Source organism: Photorhabdus sp. P32 (assembly GCF_038085095.1).
Classification (GTDB): domain Bacteria; phylum Pseudomonadota; class Gammaproteobacteria; order Enterobacterales; family Enterobacteriaceae; genus Photorhabdus; species Photorhabdus luminescens.
Genome location: NZ_JAZGJN010000265.1, coordinates 18,280 through 35,489 on the forward strand (window position 1 = coordinate 18,280; position 17,210 = coordinate 35,489).

At 44.3% G+C, this 17,210-nt stretch carries 17 protein-coding genes; 7 read left to right on the forward strand and 10 right to left on the reverse strand.

The window, feature by feature from the left end; genetic code table 11:
* Position 1 precedes the first annotated feature (1 nt).
* The 4 genes from V2H77_RS12455 to V2H77_RS12470 are packed head-to-tail and all read right to left on the reverse strand — an operon-like array spanning position 2 to position 1,826.
* On the reverse strand, positions 2-799 hold the full coding sequence (locus V2H77_RS12455; protein ID WP_341499043.1) for a DUF4311 domain-containing protein: 798 nt from the start codon (positions 797-799) through the stop codon (positions 2-4).
* Positions 800-832: 33 nt separating this feature from the next.
* Complete coding sequence (locus tag V2H77_RS12460; protein ID WP_341499044.1) at positions 833-1,129, reverse strand: DUF4312 family protein; 297 nt, start codon at positions 1,127-1,129, stop codon at positions 833-835.
* Positions 1,129-1,494 (reverse strand): SFCGS family glycine-rich protein, encoded by a 366-nt coding sequence (locus V2H77_RS12465; RefSeq protein WP_341499045.1) that lies wholly within the window; start codon positions 1,492-1,494, stop codon positions 1,129-1,131. The genes V2H77_RS12460 and V2H77_RS12465 overlap by 1 nt, the downstream gene beginning before the upstream one ends.
* Before the next feature lie 20 nt (positions 1,495-1,514).
* Positions 1,515-1,826 carry a transcriptional antiterminator gene (locus tag V2H77_RS12470; protein ID WP_341499046.1) on the reverse strand — a complete coding sequence of 104 codons (312 nt, stop codon included), beginning with the start codon at positions 1,824-1,826 and terminating at the stop codon, positions 1,515-1,517.
* A 294-nt stretch (positions 1,827-2,120) separates the two neighbouring features.
* On the opposite strand from V2H77_RS12470, the gene V2H77_RS12475 reads away from it, so the two are divergent.
* Entirely contained in the window at positions 2,121-2,720 is a 600-nt protein-coding gene (locus tag V2H77_RS12475) for a hypothetical protein (protein ID WP_341499047.1), read from the forward strand.
* Between the two features lie 10 nt (positions 2,721-2,730).
* Entirely contained in the window at positions 2,731-3,846 is a 1,116-nt protein-coding gene (locus V2H77_RS12480) for a helix-turn-helix domain-containing protein (RefSeq protein ID WP_341499048.1), read from the forward strand.
* A 90-nt stretch (positions 3,847-3,936) separates the two neighbouring features.
* On the opposite strand, the gene exbD is transcribed toward V2H77_RS12480, so the two are convergent.
* Positions 3,937-4,362, reverse strand: coding sequence for a TonB system transport protein ExbD (exbD, locus tag V2H77_RS12485; protein ID WP_049582635.1), 426 nt, complete (start codon positions 4,360-4,362; stop codon positions 3,937-3,939).
* A 3-nt stretch (positions 4,363-4,365) separates the two neighbouring features.
* The gene (gene exbB, locus V2H77_RS12490) at positions 4,366-5,328 is read right to left on the reverse strand and encodes a tonB-system energizer ExbB (protein ID WP_341499073.1); all 963 of its coding nucleotides are present in this window, start codon (positions 5,326-5,328) and stop codon (positions 4,366-4,368) included.
* A 355-nt stretch (positions 5,329-5,683) separates the two neighbouring features.
* Between exbB and metC the strand changes: the two genes are divergently transcribed.
* The 5 genes from metC to dkgA all read left to right on the forward strand — a co-directional run bounded on the left by metC (position 5,684) and on the right by dkgA (position 10,155).
* Positions 5,684-6,892: a cystathionine beta-lyase gene (metC, locus tag V2H77_RS12495; protein WP_341499049.1), complete on the forward strand. Its 1,209-nt coding sequence runs from the start codon at positions 5,684-5,686 to the stop codon at positions 6,890-6,892.
* Between the two features lie 145 nt (positions 6,893-7,037).
* Positions 7,038-7,388: a type II toxin-antitoxin system PrlF family antitoxin gene (locus V2H77_RS12500; protein ID WP_341499050.1), complete on the forward strand. Its 351-nt coding sequence runs from the start codon at positions 7,038-7,040 to the stop codon at positions 7,386-7,388.
* Between the two features lie 6 nt (positions 7,389-7,394).
* Positions 7,395-7,955, forward strand: a complete 561-nt coding sequence (locus V2H77_RS12505; protein ID WP_341499051.1) for a type II toxin-antitoxin system YhaV family toxin — start codon at positions 7,395-7,397, stop codon at positions 7,953-7,955.
* 376 nt (positions 7,956-8,331) lie between these two features.
* On the forward strand, positions 8,332-9,003 hold the full coding sequence (locus V2H77_RS12510) for a DedA family protein (protein ID WP_341499052.1): 672 nt from the start codon (positions 8,332-8,334) through the stop codon (positions 9,001-9,003).
* A gap of 273 nt (positions 9,004-9,276) precedes the next feature.
* Positions 9,277-10,155 (forward strand): 2,5-didehydrogluconate reductase DkgA, encoded by an 879-nt coding sequence (dkgA, locus tag V2H77_RS12515; protein ID WP_341499053.1) that lies wholly within the window; start codon positions 9,277-9,279, stop codon positions 10,153-10,155.
* 84 nt (positions 10,156-10,239) lie between these two features.
* Here the strand turns inward: dkgA and ftsP are convergent, their stop codons facing one another.
* The 4 genes from ftsP to parE all read right to left on the reverse strand — a co-directional run bounded on the left by ftsP (position 10,240) and on the right by parE (position 17,199).
* Entirely contained in the window at positions 10,240-11,661 is a 1,422-nt protein-coding gene (gene ftsP / locus V2H77_RS12520; RefSeq protein ID WP_341499054.1) for a cell division protein FtsP, read from the reverse strand.
* Positions 11,662-12,052: 391 nt separating this feature from the next.
* Entirely contained in the window at positions 12,053-12,796 is a 744-nt protein-coding gene (locus V2H77_RS12525; RefSeq protein WP_341499055.1) for a 1-acylglycerol-3-phosphate O-acyltransferase, read from the reverse strand.
* A gap of 211 nt (positions 12,797-13,007) precedes the next feature.
* Positions 13,008-15,260, reverse strand: coding sequence for a DNA topoisomerase IV subunit A (gene parC, locus V2H77_RS12530; protein WP_341499056.1), 2,253 nt, complete (start codon positions 15,258-15,260; stop codon positions 13,008-13,010).
* 43 nt (positions 15,261-15,303) lie between these two features.
* Positions 15,304-17,199, reverse strand: coding sequence for a DNA topoisomerase IV subunit B (gene parE, locus V2H77_RS12535; protein ID WP_265379153.1), 1,896 nt, complete (start codon positions 17,197-17,199; stop codon positions 15,304-15,306).
* Positions 17,200-17,210 lie beyond the last annotated feature (11 nt).

A 17,210-nucleotide genomic window follows, 5' to 3' on the forward strand; every position in this document is an offset into this window, starting at 1 on the left:
ATCATGTTCCACTTAATACATCATGAACATATTGCAACCAGCCAGGTACGCCGAGAGCAAAAGATCGTAGTAGGTTAATGTCGAAACCACGGAAGAAACCACTCAACATAAATAGCAGAATGACCGCTATCATCATCGTCCGCGTTAATTTGTTCCAACCGCTGTCATCCACCCCTTTACCGATCAGGATACCCAGTACTAAACCTGGGATTGCATTACCCATAATTAATTGAGCACAACCACCAAACAGCGTTGCCCAAAAGCCAGAGCGACGACCCGCATCGATTGCCGCCAGCCAAAAGATAACCGGCATCACGGTATTAACCAGTAGATTAGCCGCCGGTACCAGCACGTTAGTTGCCGTAGTTTGTAAAGCAATTGGCGCCACAGAGGCGGTGGTATTCAAAAAGGACACAACCAACGCACCAACGACAGCACAAGCCAGCGCCATTTTTTTAGGATTGTGTAATGTCGCTGCCACATTGCGATTTTTCATCATCAGTACCGCCACGCCCCAGTTAGGGATAATGCGGTGATCAACATCCTGTGTAAAAGCGCCCGCCGCCACCGATGACGCCCAAGCATTGAAGAAGAAGCCTAAGCCAAATGAGAAATGCGAAGCCGGATCACCCTCACAAGCATTCAGCTCACCTAAAGTACGAAACGCCCCCATTCCCTGAATGGTCGGCGCATGAAACATCCGCGCAGCACCGGCGCCAAGGCCAAAACCGCATAATCCGCCAATAATCAATGATTTTATCAGGACCTCAAAAATGGAAACTGTTGTGGTGGTATCCATTTATTTTTCCTCTTAAACATTTCCGTCAATAAATTAAACTGACTTAAAATGTATTTCTTGAATATTCAATAAGGTCACATCTAAAGCAACGTCTAAAATAACAGAATAGAATTCACGCTTACGGGGAAAAAATAAAAATAGAAATTTCTCATTAATGACTTTAATGGCGGCACTAACGATTTCAACATTTTGAGGTTCAATACGCAGAATAATATTATTGGTCTCTTTTAATACTGTACGTTGTACCGCATTTAAAGCATCCGCAATTGCTTGCTGTTTTGTCTCGCCTTGACCATTAACACGAACAGACGTTTTAAGGTGTTTTTTCATTATGTGTCGCCGTATTTTCTATTAAATGCTTTAATTAAACGCTCCCCTAATTCTTCTTTATCCATAAATCCAAATCCTAATACGATACAACCGTCAGCAATTGCCGTTTCTCCTTCTTCTATTGAGCGCATACCATGACGCACTTTATAGCCATGTTTATTCTGCGCAGTAATAGCGCCGGCACCACCACTGCCGCAAAAAGAGATACCCAAGTCCCCCTGTTCCGCTTTCATCACGTCGCCCAGTTTCATATCCGCCGCCATTCCCGGAATAACAATCGCTCTCCCGCCAGCAATTTCAACACCCGCAGCGACTTTTTGCCCTTTACCCAAACGGTCTCCAATCACTACAACAATCTGTTTCATTGATGCTGTCTCCAAAAATATTAGCTATTTGCCCGCGCAATCTCAAAATGAACCGATAGCAACCAAGCCTCTTCAATCGCTAAGCCAGGCAGCATATTTATTATCTGCTCCGCTAATTCCATTGATTCCAGTGAAATATCGGTAAATAAAGATTTATCCACTGCCGGCAATAATTCACCGGTTTTCGCCCGCATAATCATCGCTTTCACATGCGATTCCATCATTTGTTGCTGTATATCCGTGGTGTAAGCCCCCATTTCTTTTAACCAGTCACTGATGGTTAATAGCAATTCTTTAGTCACTTCTGTCGGCTCTAAATTATTTTTCACCATATTGAACACTCATCCAATTTATCTCTAAAATTCAATAAGTATTTATCGGTTATCCATTTTCCCCAATAAAGTCACTCTACACTTTTTAATTCACTCTTTGGAGGCCAATTTTTTCCAGTTATAAGTGGAAATTAAATGGAATTTAGATAGCAATTAACCAAAAGAAATAAATATAAGTGGTAATAAAGTACATCAAGAAACAATTTATATGATATCAGGTTGACAAAATCAGAAATTTGCACCAACATCAAGGTTGACAAACTTGAATTTTTGCACCTTTAGAGAAAACAGCAAATGCCAAACATCCGCTACCCTTGGGAATTCCATCCACAGTTAAGTGAAGAACGTTTAAGTATCATTGCAAAAGAGCTACTCAATGTGCTTGATCACACCTATGAGCAGCTTTCTACACCATTAGATGATAATTATACCCGAGGAACCTGTACATTTGGCCGCCAAAGGCAATGTCTTATTCAGCTCTGTATGAAAGGTACTTATGATTGGCTGAAACTAACTAATCCAGGTATGGATACGACTATCGAAATAGAAACAATCCCACTTCGTTTTTTCACTGACGACCCAGAAACTCCCAAAAAATCAGGCTTCTTTCGCCGTAACAGTGTAGATCAGCTCTGGGCGCCAGAAATCACGATTCCTACAATATGGCGCTTTATTGTAGAAAAACCCCAGTTTGAAGGTGAAGGCGCACAGGTTCATTTTGCCGGCTACAACGAGCATGAAGAAATGTTGTCTCAATGGACTTACGATAATAGTAAAATATCTATGCTGCACTCTACAGACAACACACCGCCATCTGCGGTAACAATCGAATTGGATCCTATCAGCGCTGCGATGCCTGATAAATCCAGAGAAAACAAGCGTAACAACAAGTAGTAGGTGACAAGTGTTCAACGGTTCTAATTTGCGGTTAGCTCGTCTGTATCACGAGCTATCCCTTGAGCAAGTGGCTGAGCAGGTTAATAAAACCCGCCAATATATTCAGCGGCTGGAATCCGGCTTTGCTGTGCCGACTAATGAACTTTCTAATGAATTAGCTACTGTATTGCAGGTTACTCCTGCATTTTTTGAAACCCAAATACAATCGCCTGTGAACGAAGAAATTGTTCATTTCCGTAAACGCAGCGCAATTAGAGTAGCAACAAAATTAGCAGCACTTGCAAAGGCTGAGTTATATAGACGATTAATCGTCGTTTTCGAAGAAAACCTAAATTTACCTCCAGTGTTATTTCCTGAGCTAAAAGCAAACTCCCCAGAAGAAGTTGAACGAGCAGCAGAAAAATGTCGGATTGATTGGGGATTAGGATTTGGGCCAATTGAAAATGTGACACGCCTAGCTGAAAAGCTAGGTGCATTTGTTACCTCGTTTGACTCAGTGTCTGATGATGTTGACGCGTTATCTGTTCCGTTAGATCGACCTTTCATTGTCAGAAATACAGCCAAGAAGTCACCATGCCGACAACGGTTTGATATTGCACATGAAATTGGACATCTTGTGCTACACGGCGGAATATCTACTGGTGACAGAACAACCGAATCTCAAGCCAACCAATTTGCCTCTGCCCTACTTTTACCACGAAGTGCAATGGCTAAATATTTCCCTGTCCCGATAAGCGGAAGAATCAACTGGCGGGGCCTAAGTGAGTTCAAATTAACCTGGAAAGTAAGTAAAGCAGCAATTATTTATCGGGCACATCAGCTTTCCCTTTTAACCGATACCCAATACAAAACGGCTTTTTTGGGGCTTAAACGTAAGGGAGAAGCCATTGAGGAAAAAGAGGATTATCTTATTCCCCACGAAAAACCTGAATTATTTCATCGAGCAATAAAAGTGCTTATTAATGATGTTTGTATTGATATTGAAACATTAGCTAAGCGTCTGAAAATTACAGTGCCAATGCTGCTTGAGCTAGCTAACGATAGCTCACTTTATGAGCTTAATGATCAGACAGATTCTGTAAATGTCATTTCGATGTTTTCATATCGATCCAGAACAGCGTGATTATTCCCCATTCTGTTCAAATTAGGCTCTTATTAATTATTATTCTATCTTAACCGCGCTTTCCAGCGCGGTTATTTATTGAAGAGGCCTCTAACCTGATGAAACTGCTTCCATCCCAACCAAGCCTACTTTCAGATAGCCCGATTTACGCAAAGAATCCATCACACTCATTAGTGTTTCATAATCCACGGTTTTATCCGCTTGGAAGAAAATGGTTGTCTCTTTATTGGATTGAGTAGTTTGATCCAATACCGCCGCCAAAGTATCGTGATCAACCTGTTGATCGCCGACATAAAGCTGGCGATCAGCCTTAACTGTCAAAAATACCGGTTTTTCTGGACGCGGCTGCGGTTTTGCCGACGAAGCAGGTAGATCCACTTTAATATCAACGGTTGCCAGCGGCGCTGCTACCATGAAGATAATCAACAGCACCAACATCACGTCAATAAATGGTGTGACGTTGATTTCGTGCAATTCGCCGCTATCGTCCAAATTTTCATTAAGACGTATCGCCATAAATCACCTTGTCTTGTTATTTGCTAAATCCAGATCACGACCAAGCAGTAATAGTGACTGTGCCGCCATATCACCAACCTGACCACGGTAAGCAGCGATCATTCGGGCGAAGATGTTATAAATCACAACGGCAGGGATCGCCGCCACCAGCCCAAGCGCTGTCGCTAACAAAGCTTCCGCAATACCCGGCGCCACAACCGCGAGGTTAGTTGTCTGTGAGTGAGCGATACCGATAAAGCTATTCATGATGCCCCATACCGTACCAAACAGACCAACGAAAGGAGAAATCGCGCCAATGGTTGCCAGATAACCATTGCCACGCCCCATATGACGGCTGATCGCCGCAACGGAACGTTCCAGACGGAAAGAGGCGCGCTCTTTCGTGCTATTCAGGTCAGTGCTCTCAGAAGATAACTGACGTTCTGCCTGTACTTCATTCAGCAACAAGCGGCTGATACTGTGCTTGCTGAAACCTTCGGCCATTGCCGTAGCTTGATCAAGGCTCTTAACTTCCGCCAAAGCCAATTGCTCTTTACGTAAACGACGGCCGGCAACCAACAGTTCAGTACCTTTTGAGAAGAACAAAGCCCAAGTAATAACAGAAGCAATCACCAGACCAATCATAACCGTCTTAACCACAACATCGGCGTTCTGATACATGCCCCAAATAGACAGATCAGTGGCAAAGCCGCTAGAAAGGCTAGCTTCATCAGCAGGAACTTTAGGTGCAACCTCATCCGTTGCAACCGGCGTCACTTGAGTGGATTCTGTCGCAGATGCCGTTTGCGGCGCAATCTGATTTGCGGATGGCGCAATTGTATCCGTCGCTGCCGGGGTGGTAGCCGGAGTAATCTGTGCGGTTTTTGCCGTATTATTGTTATCTGTTGCAGCCGCTGGTGCTGTATCAGCCAATGCTGAACCGGTCAGCCCGAACGCTAATATTATTGAAGCAGTCAAATTTCGCATCAGTTGGCCTTTACTCCCTTTGCTATAAACCTTGTTATTTAGCAGTGAATTACTTTTCGTCATCTCACTAACCTTATTTATACTGAGTCTTCACTCATCTTCACCAAATTGAATGAACATGCAGGCTGATAATATCAAACCTTAAGTGATTTGATAGTAATTATCATTATTGTTTAATAAAAAAGTATTACCCCTTCACAAAATAAAGTTAAACAGCCCCTACTCGCAGGTAATCAGATGAATTTTCGTCAAGTTGTCTTAATCCTTTTGTACAAAAAGGTCTAAATCTTTTAACGTGTTAACTCTATTTTTTACACCATTTCAAAAATTGAAGTGTTAAAGGCGGCAATGGATCATGGCAGAAAAAAAACTGGAAACTTCACTGGTCAATGCAGGTAGAAGCCCCAAATTTACTCAAGGCGCAGTTAATCCCATCATTCAGCGAACATCATCGGTAATCTTCGATTCTGTCGCCGCCAAAAGACACGCGACGCAAAACCGGGGCAAGAGCGAACTATTTTATGGCCGCCGCGGTACACAGACTCATTTCTCTTTTCAAGCAGCAATGGCTGAATTGGAAGGTGGCGCAGGCTGTATGCTTTACCCTTCTGGCGCTGCCGCAGTCAGTAATGCCATTCTCGCTTTTGCCGCCGCCGGCGATCATATTCTATTAACCGGTTCAACTTATGACCCGACGCAAAGTTTCTGCGACAAGATATTGTCACGGATGAATATTACCACCGATTATTTCGATCCTATGATCGGCGAGGAGATTGCCAAGCTGATTAAGCCCAATACCACAGTGGTGTTTCTTGAATCCCCTGGTTCCATCACGATGGAAGTACAGGATATCCCCGCTATTGTCCGCGCAGTGCGCCAAGTCAATCCAGATATTATCATCATGATCGATAATACTTGGGCGGCAGGGGTGCTGTTTAAAGCGCTAGAATTCGGCATCGATATTTCGATTCAATCAGGCACCAAATATATTATTGGTCACTCAGACGCAATGTTAGGTATTGCTGTGGCTAATGAACGTTGTTGGGCGCAACTGCGAGAGAATTCCTATTTGATGGGACAGATAGCCGATGCCGATACAGTCTATATGGCCAGTCGAGGATTGCGTACTTTAGCCATTCGCCTAAAACAACATGAAAAAAGCAGTCTTGAAATCGCACGCTGGCTGCAACAACGAACCGAAGTTGCCGCTGTCTATCACCCCGCTCTGCCTTCCTGCCCGGGCCACCAGAATTTCATCCGTGATTTCAGCGGCAGTAATGGCCTGTTCTCTTTTCAATTAAAAGAGAAATTAACCCCGCAGCAATTTACGGATTATCTGGATAATTTTCACCACTTTAAAATGGCATTTTCATGGGGCGGTTTTGAATCCCTAATTCTGGGTTATCAACCAGAAGAGATAAAAATAATGCGCCAGTACGATATTTCACAAAAGACGACTTCACAAAGAACAGGCACCTTGTTCCGTCTGCATGTCGGGCTGGAGAATGTTCAAGATTTGATTGATGATCTCGCTGAAGGGTTTAAGCGAATTTCTGTTGATTAATCTTATTGTTATTCCATGTAATAAACTGAAAAACTTAACACTTGGAAGTAATAATGAAGTGATAATATAGATATATTGCCAGTACAATGCATTTGCATTACACTTCGTTAAACAGATTCTCAAATCAACATAACGAGGTAAAAATATGCACGCATTACCAAGTGTTGAATTCGAAGTTGGCGCCGAATCCAAGCTTACCAGTCGCAGCCAGACAACTATCCCAACGTCTGTCCGTAAAGCGCTTAAGCTAAAACCAGGCCATGACAGTATCACATATAAGATTTTATCTTCTGGTGATGTACTTATTAGTCGCAAAAACAGCGAAGAAGAAAAAGATCTTGTCATGGAGTCATTTCTGAACTTTCTGGCAAAAGACATTAAGAAACATCCTGAACAAGTACAACAATTAGATGAACAACTCATTAACCGGGCGATGTCACTTACCGCTGGAATAGACATAGATCTGAACAATCCATTATCCGATGACGATGAGTAAAGAACTATGTACGATCGAGTATGTGTAATAAATGGATGGGCTCTTTTTGCTCATCCATGCTTTATAGAACAATTAAAACAAGCAATAGATAAGGTAGAACAACTTCAGCAGAAATATCCAAATGACTACCTGAAAAAAAATGACGCAAAACGCTTAGCTGCAATCATAAAACTGGTTACTGAAATTATTCCCAGTGACCCAGCTAATATAGCCTTTCGTTTGGGTGACACATTAGGTGGAAAAAGAAAACATTGGTTCAGAGCAAAATTTTTCCAACAATACCGTCTTTTTTTCCGTTTTCATGCCGAGAGTAAAATTATTATCTTTGGCTGGGTAAATGACGAGAGAACAAAAAGAGCATATGGCGATAAGCATGACGCTTACAAAGTATTTGGTGAAATGCTTAACGTTGGACATCCACCGGACAATTGGAATTCTCTTTTAAAAGAGTCTATTGATTCACCACATTTAACTGAATTTATTAATGATGAGGATATTCTGGATGTGGTTCGTGAGCGTACCAAAAATCCAGCAAAGCGGATCAGAATTAATCTAGATGAAATTTAACATCGATTTTGATGAGCGAGCCTTAAAATGCACTTTGAAAAGGTTGCGATAAATCGCTCCTTTTCTATTTTTTTGACTTTTATTTTATGATTATGTGACCCAATTGATTCATTAGTATCAGCCATTAGTTTTCCCTAAAAGGGATAAAACCAAGCCATGCTTAAGCTTTTACTGTAAACTGACTTGATATATACAAATGCAATAAATTTATTTTATATACCCTATGGATTTCAAGATGCATCGCGACGGCAAGGCAGCGAATCCCCGGGAGCATAGATAACTATGTGACTGAGGTGAGTGGTGACCGGGGTGAGTGAGTGCAGCCAACAAAGAGGCAACTTGAAAGATAACGGGTATAACAGTTACAGGATAAGCAATGGAAGTACTAAACGGTATCATGCAGGCATTATGGCAGCATGACTTTTCTAAACTTGCCAACCCCGATGTTCTCTGGATTATCTACGGCATTCTATTCGTGACGCTGGTTCTGGAAAATGGCTTATTACCTGCCGCCTTTCTACCCGGTGATACTCTGTTAATCCTTTCCGGCGCATTAATTGCCAAGGGAGTCATGAGTTTTATCCCAACTATTTTTATATTAACAACAGCGGCAAGTATCGGTTGCTGGCTTGGCTATCTACAAGGGCTATGGCTTGGTGATACCAAACGGGTTAAGAATTGGTTGGCACAACTTCCTATTCAGTATCGCCAACGAGCTAACGAGTTGTTTTTCAAACATGGTCTGGCCGCTTTACTGATTGGCCGTTTTTTGGCTTTTGTCCGCACACTGTTACCAACACTGGCTGGCATATCCGGCCTTAACAGTAAACGCTTTCAAGTTTTTAACTGGCTGAGCGGCTTGCTATGGGTTGTCATCGTGGTCAGTTTTGGTTATCTCCTCAATCAGATCCCGTTTATTAAGCATCACCAAGATCTGGTAATGAACATTTTGATCATTTTGCCCATAGTGTTGCTATTAAGTGGTTTAAGCGCCTCTCTGCTAATGTACTGGCGCCACAAGAAAATCTCGGCGACAAAACGTAAATAAAAGTCATCGTGGTTTACAATCAGCAGCAGGGTTTTTATCCTTAACTTAATGTACCAATATTATGTGGACTAAGGCTCAACCACTAAGTGATATTCTTGGTATCGATGCATCACCAAACCGGTTAATCTATGCACTTGGCCATGTGTTGATCACAATCATGGCTTAGATCACGCCAATTGTATTACTTTCTTCAATTACTCTTAATATCAACTTAATATCAATCGCAATGATTTTAACTGATATTTTAAGTCTATCTTTTTATAGGAGTTAGTAATGGATAACCAACCTATCATCAGACTTGCTGATGGGAATCACATGCCGCAATTGGGACTTGGATCATGGGCCGCAGATGACCAACAGATAGCAGAAACAATCCATGCTGCATTGGATATCGGTTATCGAGCAATCGATACCGCCGCTATCTACAACAATGAGAAAGGCGTAGGCAACGCATTACAAGAAACAGATATCCCCCGTGAAGATATCTTTGTTACAACCAAATTATGGAATGACAGACATAATGATGTCCGTGCCGCCTTTGCAGAAAGTCTGGAAAAGTTGCAGCTGGATTATGTTGATCTTTACCTCATTCACTGGCCTGCGCCACCGCAAGATCAATACGTCGGCGCCTGGCGACAATTGATTGAATTGCAAAAAGAGGGGCTTATTCGCAGTATCGGCGTTTCTAACTTCCAACCTGAACATATCCAGCGACTGATCAATGAAACCGGCGTTCATCCCGTCATTAATCAAATTGAGTTGCACCCATTGTTACAGCAGCGTCAGCTCCATGCCTGGAATGCCACACATCATATCGTTACCGAATCCTGGAGCCCTCTAGCACAAGGCGGCGAAAATGTATTTGATAATCCACTGATTCAACATCTGACACACAAGTATGGTAAAACACCCGCGCAGATCGTTATCCGCTGGCACATTGATAACGGCATGATTGTGATACCAAAATCTACAACGCTATCAAGAATTAAAGAGAACTTTGATGTGTTCGACTTCAAATTAGAAAAAGAAGATCTGACCGAGATGACTACATTAGATATCGGTAAACGTCTTGGGCCAACCCCTGAAACATTCGTTGATTTCAGTGAGTTCATTCAGCTTCTTGAACAAAATAATTCTAATGATCAGTGCTGAAAAACGACTGATAAAGCGGGCAAAGCAGAATTAAAACGTGCGCGGCATTAATACCGCGCCTCAGCTTTGTTTAGCTATTTTCATTTACTGATTAGCCGGTACAGTCACTAATTGCCCAACAGAGCCGCGATCGGCCATTTCCAAAATCTGGCTGTAATACAGGAATGGGAAGTGTTCATAAGAGGGCTGGTTCATATAAACCAGTAACTCTACTCGCCCATCAACCCAAACAGTATCCTTCCAACCATAATCTTGCGGTTGAGGTGTTCCACCATTGTGGTTAATCACCTTAAATTGCACACCTTCAATATGGAACGGTTGTGGGACAGAGGCGTTTACGATCCAACGCTCCCAAGTTCCTTGCTGACTGGTAATATCTACCCGATTCATATCCCACAACGCACCGTTAATTCCCGGCATATTACCATCAAGATAAATTTCCCGGTTACGAATTGCATTGGAAACCGGCGTGACATCATCAACCAGACGAGATGGAAGATCATCTGTCACCAAAGATAATAAACCTGTTGCTTTAATGGTCAGAACAGTGCTGGAATTTAACACTGTGGAGGGTTCAAACAACCCACGTAACTTATCAAGTATTCCGGCTGATTCACCTGCGGTAACAACAACTTCGTCCCCTTTGGACATATCAATCAATACTTCACGCCGCTCTCCTGGCGCAAGGGAGAGTTGCTGAACAGCTATCGGCGCAGGTAATAGCCCCAAATCAGTGCCTATCATATAGAAAGGACGGCCATCACTGATCTGTAGCTGATATCGGCGGGCATTGGATGCATTGAGTAAACGTAAACGAATCCAGCCACGAGATACTTCAATAAAAGGATTTTGTACGCCATTAACCAACAGAGTATTACCGATAAATCCACTATCAGAGGTTGGCTGATACTCAGGAACCCCAAAGTTATCCAACCGTTTATCCTGAAGAATAACCGGGAAATCATTAACGCCATAATGTTTTGGCAATGGCAAATGGCGGCTGGTTTCATCTTCCACCAACCACATGCCAGCCAAACCCTTATAAACATGCGGCGCCATCCGGTTAGGTGTATTGGCATGATACCAGCAAGTTGCCGCCTGCTGACGAATAGGCAACACTGGCGACCAATCCGCCCCCGGAGAAATCTGACGGGCAACCCCACCAGTCAACGTACCGGGCAATTGTAATCCGCTGACAGTCATTGAAACCGGTTCCGCTAGCCGATTGCTGTATATCAGTTTGACATCATCGTTTTTATGAACCCGTACAGTCGGACCAAGATATTGGCCATTAATTCCCCATACACTGGTTTTATATTGTCCATCAAAAGTCCAATGCGCTTTTTGTAAAGTCAGAAATAGCGGCTGCCCACCACGGGATTCCAATAAAGGGGGAACCGGCAAAGCAGTCTGCTGATTTTTGCTGGCCCGAACCAATAAAGGAGTGGCTCCGATACACATCGCCAAGCCTGATACCTGAATAAATTGGCGCCGACTAAATGACATATTTTCTCCGCGACAGACTTAATTAAATTCCGGTTTTATATGCCTCAAAAATAGCTGAGACACTGCAATCCATTCACCCCGGAAGCGAATAACTCAATATTGAAGTTATTAAAGCTTATTATCCTTTTGATTGCGCTTAACAAAAACATTATTTATCAAGCACTCATCATAACGCGAATATGGAGGGAATTAAACTATCTGAATGCATTACACGAATCTCTCCCTGTCAGTGCTCAGTACATATCATTTCCGACCAATAATAAATTGTGGAGATGGACAACGAACAAAAATCCTCACATATACTAAATATGTGAGGATTAAAGTACGCTTAAAAGCTATCGCCGTTGTCAGACCCACACTTTATTATAAAAGAGTGGTCAAAAATAACCTATTATGAGTACTTATCCTGTTTCTCCATTGCAGCCAATTCTTCATCCAATGCTGCTATTTTAACTTTCATCACTTTATGGCAATATTCCGCCAGCTCACGCACCTGCTCTTTGGTATATCCAGAAGTATCAATAGGAGGCAACATTTCAACAATGACGGAACCATTATTCCAGCGATTCAATTTAATCTTGTCATTAGTGATGGAAGAGACACAAACCGGCACAATAGGCACTCCCGCCGAGATCGCAGCATGGAAAGCGCCAGTTTTAAACGGCAATAAACCTCGACCACGACTACGTGTCCCTTCCGGAAACATCCAAACAGAAAGATGACGATTTTTAATTTGCTCCACAACCTGGGTAATCGTGCCATGTGCTTTAGCACGGTTAGCACGATCAATCAGAATATTGCCGGCCAACCAGTAAAGCTGACCAAAAAATGGGATCAGCACTAAAGTTTTTTTACCTACTGTCACGGTACCCGGCTGAACAGCATTGGACATGGTTATCATGTCATAGTTGTTTTGGTGGTTGCCAATATAGATACTCGGACCATAACGCTTAGCTTCAGCAGGAATACGTTCAATAATTTTGACGCCAAATATTTTCGACAACCGCCCAAACATATTGCCAAACACCATAACATGGTCAGGATGACGTGGTCTGAATAAACAGTAAATAGCGCCAGAGACACACACTACAATCGAAAACAAAATAACAATAATGCCGCGAATAATTGCTAACATAATCCCCTCTTATTTAACGGGCCCCTTTAGCCCGTTAGTTTTATACCCGTTATCTTTCAAGTTGCCTCTTTGTTGGCTGCGCTCACTCACCCCGGTCACATAGTTATCTATGCTCCCGGGGATTCGCTCTCTTGCCGTCGCGATGCAACTCGAAATCTATTAGGTATATACCCGTTATCTTTCAAGTTGCCTCTTTAATCCCACTATTCAGTTACCCAATAGTAGAAGGCGGTGTCTCAACCTGAACCCGTTCAATACGCTGCAACCCTCGAGGCAGAGGTGTTCCCTTACGCCCACGTTCTGCCCGGAATTTTTGAAGATCTTCAGGACGCAGCGTCAATTTACGTTTTCCAAAGTAAAGTGTAATAGACGATTGCGGCGATAGTATCAATAACCAACTCAACAGGTCATTTTCTGCGGCTGACTGAACAGAAATTATCTTATTCCCTTTCCCTTTAGAAAGCTGCGGTAAATCTGCAACCGGGAACATTAACATCCGGCCTGCACTGGTAATTGCCAGCAGCATATCATCCTGCGAGTTATTGATTTCCAGCGGCGTCATGACGCGAGCATTTTCCGGCAATGTAATCAGTGCCTTACCCGCTCGGTTTTTAGCAACCAAATCACTAAAATTACAGATAAAGCCATAACCGGCATCAGAGGCCATCAGAAACTTCTGTTCATCAGGCGCCATCAGTACATGCTCTACCGTTGCCCCGGCAGGCAAAGTCAGTTTCCCCGTCAGCGGCTCCCCTTGCCCTCTGGCAGAAGGCAAATCCCGCGAATCAAGCGAGTAGCTGCGACCTGTCGTATCAATAAAAACCACCGGCTGGTTACTCTTGCCACGGGCCGCGCCACGGAAGCTATCACCCGCTTTGTAATTCAGCCCGGCCGGATCGATATCGTGGCCTTTCGCACTACGTACCCAACCCATTTCAGACAATACGATTGTCACCGGCTCAGAAGGCGCAATGTCATGCTCACTCATCGCTTTGGCTTCATCACGTTCTCTCATTGGAGAACGACGCTCGTCACCATAAGCGGCCGCATCTGCCACGATCTCTTTCTTCAACAACGTGTTCAATTTGCGCTCAGAACCTAGAATCGCCTGTAACTTATCGCGCTCTTTTGCCAGCTCATTTTGCTCGCCACGGATTTTCACCTCTTCCAGTTTAGCTAAGTGGCGCAATTTCAGCTCAAGAATGGCTTCTGTTTGCGTCTCACTTAAACCAAAACGTGACATTAATACCGGTTTTGGCTCATCTTCACTACGGATAATGTGAATGACTTCATCAATATTGAGAAAAGCGATCAATAAGCCTTCCAGCACATGCAAGCGCTTAAGGACTTTTTCCAAACGATGGTTCAGACGCTTACGAACCGTTTCCCGGCGGAATATCAGCCATTCAGAGAGGATCTCAACCAGCCCTTTCACGGTCGGACGGTTATCCAACCCAATCATATTCAGGTTGACGCGATAACTTTTTTCCAAATCCGTGGTCGCAAACAGATGATTCATCACCAGTTCTAAATCAACCCGGTTTGTGCGAGGAACAATAACCAGACGAGTTGGATTTTCATGATCAGATTCATCACGTAAGTCATCAACCATAGGCAGCTTTTTGGCCCGCATTTGGTTGGCGATCTGTTCCAATACTTTGGCGCCAGAAACCTGATGCGGCAACGCGGTGATCACGACATTGCCATCTTCTTTTGACCAAACAGCGCGCATCCGTACCGAACCACGGCCACTTTTATAAATCTTACGGATATCTTCGTGAGAAGTAATGATCTCCGCTTCGGTCGGATAATCAGGGCCTTTAACGTGTTCCATCAGATCATCAAGGGAACTCTGTGGCTTATCCAGCAGCGTGACCAGTGCGTTCACCACTTCACGAGCGTTATGGGGCGGAATATCTGTCGCCATCCCCACCGCAATACCAGTGGTGCCATTCAGCAAAATATTTGGCAGACGCGCCGGCAGCATTTTCGGCTCCTGCAACGTGCCGTCAAAGTTTGGCACCCAATCAACAGTACCGTGCCCTAATTCAGTTAACAGCAACTCGGCATATTTGGACAGGCGAGACTCGGTATAACGCATCGCGGCGAAAGATTTGGGATCATCCGGCGCCCCCCAGTTCCCTTGTCCATCCACTAAAGGATAACGGTAGGAAAATGGCTGCGCCATCAGCACCATAGCTTCATAACAAGCGCCATCGCCATGTGGATGGTATTTACCCAACACATCACCCACGGTACGGGCGGATTTCTTAAATTTGGCGGTATTGTTCAAGCCTAATTCCGACATGGCATAAACAATACGGCGCTGAACCGGTTTCAAACCGTCGCCGATAAAAGGCAATGCCCTATCCATGATGACGTACATGGAGTAGTTCAGGTAGGCGGTTTCCGTAAATGCGTGGAGCGGCAAACGCTCCACGCCATCATGAGTTATCTCACTCATTCGCTAATTTCCTCAGAATCTTCGTTGACTATCCCTGTGGGCGTTATACTTCAATTTCTACCGTATCGCCCTTCTCTTGCAGCCAGTTACGGCGATCTTCTGAACGCTTCTTCGCCAGAAGCATATCCATCACCGAGAAGGTTTCCTGATAGTTTTCATCATCGATAGTCAACTGCACCAGACGGCGGGTATTTGGGTCTAACGTCGTTTCACGCAATTGCATTGGGTTCATTTCACCCAATCCTTTAAAGCGCTGTACGTTAGGTTTACCCCGTTTGCGGCTCAGACGATCCAGCACCGCGCTTTTTTCCTCTTCATCCAGTGCGTAATACACTTCTTTACCTAGATCAATACGATATAAAGGCGGCATCGCCATATAAACATGGCCGTTCTTAACCAATGTTGGGAAGTGACGGACAAACAGTGCGCACAACAGCGTCGCAATATGCAAACCGTCTGAGTCTGCATCCGCCAGAATGCAGATTTTGCCATAGCGTAACTGGCTGAGATCGTGGCTATCCGGGTCGATGCCAATCGCAACGGAGATATCATGAACTTCCTGCGATGCCAACACTTCATCCGAAGAGACTTCCCAAGTATTCAGAATCTTCCCTTTCAGCGGCATGATCGCCTGATATTCACGGTCACGCGCCTGTTTTGCCGATCCCCCCGCCGAATCGCCTTCCACGAGAAACAGTTCAGTGAAATTGAGATCCTGTGATGTGCAGTCGGCCAGTTTCCCCGGTAATGCCGGGCCGCTGGTCAATTTTTTACGCACAACCTTTTTCGCTGCACGCATCCTACGTTGCGCACTGGCGATCGCCAATTCAGCCAGTTGCTCTGCCTCCTGAACGTTCTGGTTCAGCCACAAACTAAAAGCATCTTTGACAACACCAGAAACAAAAGCCGCAGATTGGCGCGAAGAGAGGCGTTCTTTAGTCTGACCCGCAAATTGCGGATCTTGCATTTTTACCGACAGAACATAAGTACAGCGATCCCAGATATCATCGGCGGCAAGCTTCACACCACGCGGCAAGATATTGCGAAATTCGCAAAATTCACGCATTGCATCCAGTAACCCCTGACGTAGCCCGTTTACATGTGTTCCGCCCTGCATCGTCGGGATAAGGTTCACGTAACTTTCAGCCAGTAACTCTCCCCCTTCCGGCAGCCAGAGCAACGCCCAGTCAACCGCTTCGGTCGCACCACTGAAAGTACCGACAAAAGGCGCTTCCGGCAAAGTTATCAGGCCATTAACCGCCGCCATGAGATAGTCAGTCAGACCATCGGCATAACACCATTTCTGCTCGGTATCGTTGATCTTGTCTTTAAAAACAATTTCCACTCCCGGACATAACACCGCTTTCGCTTTCAACAAATGGGTCAGGCGAGAAGCCGAGAAACGTGGGCTGTCAAAGAAACTTTCATCAGGCCAGAAGTGAACGCTGGTACCGGTGTTGCGCTTGCCGCAACTGCCAATCACTGCCAATTCTTGTACTTTATCGCCATTTTCAAAAGCGATCTGATAAATCTGACTGTCACGGCGGACGGTGACTTCAATCCGCTTGGATAAAGCATTAACCACCGAGATCCCCACACCGTGGAGACCACCAGAAAACTGATAGTTTTTATTCGAAAATTTACCACCGGCATGTAAGCGGCTCAGGATCAATTCAACCGCTGAAACCCCTTCCTCTGGATGAAGATCAACCGGCATGCCGCGGCCATCATCAATGACCTCCAGTGACTGATCGCTATGAAGGATCACTTCAATATGTTTAGCGTGACCCGCCAAAGCTTCATCCACGCTGTTATCGATCACTTCCTGTGCCAAATGGTTCGGACGAGTTGTATCAGTGTACATTCCCGGACGACGGCGAACCGGCTCCAGACCACTGAGAACTTCAATGGCATCTGCGTTGTAACTAGATTGAGTCATGTTGTAATTCT

Excerpts from the sequence above, each read along its gene's own strand:
- V2H77_RS12455 (WP_341499043.1), bottom strand. The coding sequence starts at position 799 with ATGGATACCACCACAACAGTTTCCATTTTTGAGGTCCTGATAAAATCA.
- V2H77_RS12460 (WP_341499044.1), bottom strand. The coding sequence starts at position 1,129 with ATGAAAAAACACCTTAAAACGTCTGTTCGTGTTAATGGTCAAGGCGAG.
- V2H77_RS12465 (WP_341499045.1), bottom strand. The coding sequence starts at position 1,494 with ATGAAACAGATTGTTGTAGTGATTGGAGACCGTTTGGGTAAAGGGCAA.
- V2H77_RS12470 (WP_341499046.1), bottom strand. The coding sequence starts at position 1,826 with ATGGTGAAAAATAATTTAGAGCCGACAGAAGTGACTAAAGAATTGCTA.
- V2H77_RS12475 (WP_341499047.1), top strand. The coding sequence starts at position 2,121 with ATGCCAAACATCCGCTACCCTTGGGAATTCCATCCACAGTTAAGTGAA.
- exbD (WP_049582635.1), bottom strand. The coding sequence starts at position 4,362 with ATGGCGATACGTCTTAATGAAAATTTGGACGATAGCGGCGAATTGCAC.
- exbB (WP_341499073.1), bottom strand. The coding sequence starts at position 5,328 with ATGCGAAATTTGACTGCTTCAATAATATTAGCGTTCGGGCTGACCGGT.
- metC (WP_341499049.1), top strand. The coding sequence starts at position 5,684 with ATGGCAGAAAAAAAACTGGAAACTTCACTGGTCAATGCAGGTAGAAGC.
- V2H77_RS12500 (WP_341499050.1), top strand. The coding sequence starts at position 7,038 with ATGCACGCATTACCAAGTGTTGAATTCGAAGTTGGCGCCGAATCCAAG.
- V2H77_RS12505 (WP_341499051.1), top strand. The coding sequence starts at position 7,395 with ATGTACGATCGAGTATGTGTAATAAATGGATGGGCTCTTTTTGCTCAT.
- V2H77_RS12510 (WP_341499052.1), top strand. The coding sequence starts at position 8,332 with ATGGAAGTACTAAACGGTATCATGCAGGCATTATGGCAGCATGACTTT.
- dkgA (WP_341499053.1), top strand. The coding sequence starts at position 9,277 with ATGGATAACCAACCTATCATCAGACTTGCTGATGGGAATCACATGCCG.
- ftsP (WP_341499054.1), bottom strand. The coding sequence starts at position 11,661 with ATGTCATTTAGTCGGCGCCAATTTATTCAGGTATCAGGCTTGGCGATG.
- V2H77_RS12525 (WP_341499055.1), bottom strand. The coding sequence starts at position 12,796 with ATGTTAGCAATTATTCGCGGCATTATTGTTATTTTGTTTTCGATTGTA.
- parC (WP_341499056.1), bottom strand. The coding sequence starts at position 15,260 with ATGAGTGAGATAACTCATGATGGCGTGGAGCGTTTGCCGCTCCACGCA.
- parE (WP_265379153.1), bottom strand. The coding sequence starts at position 17,199 with ATGACTCAATCTAGTTACAACGCAGATGCCATTGAAGTTCTCAGTGGT.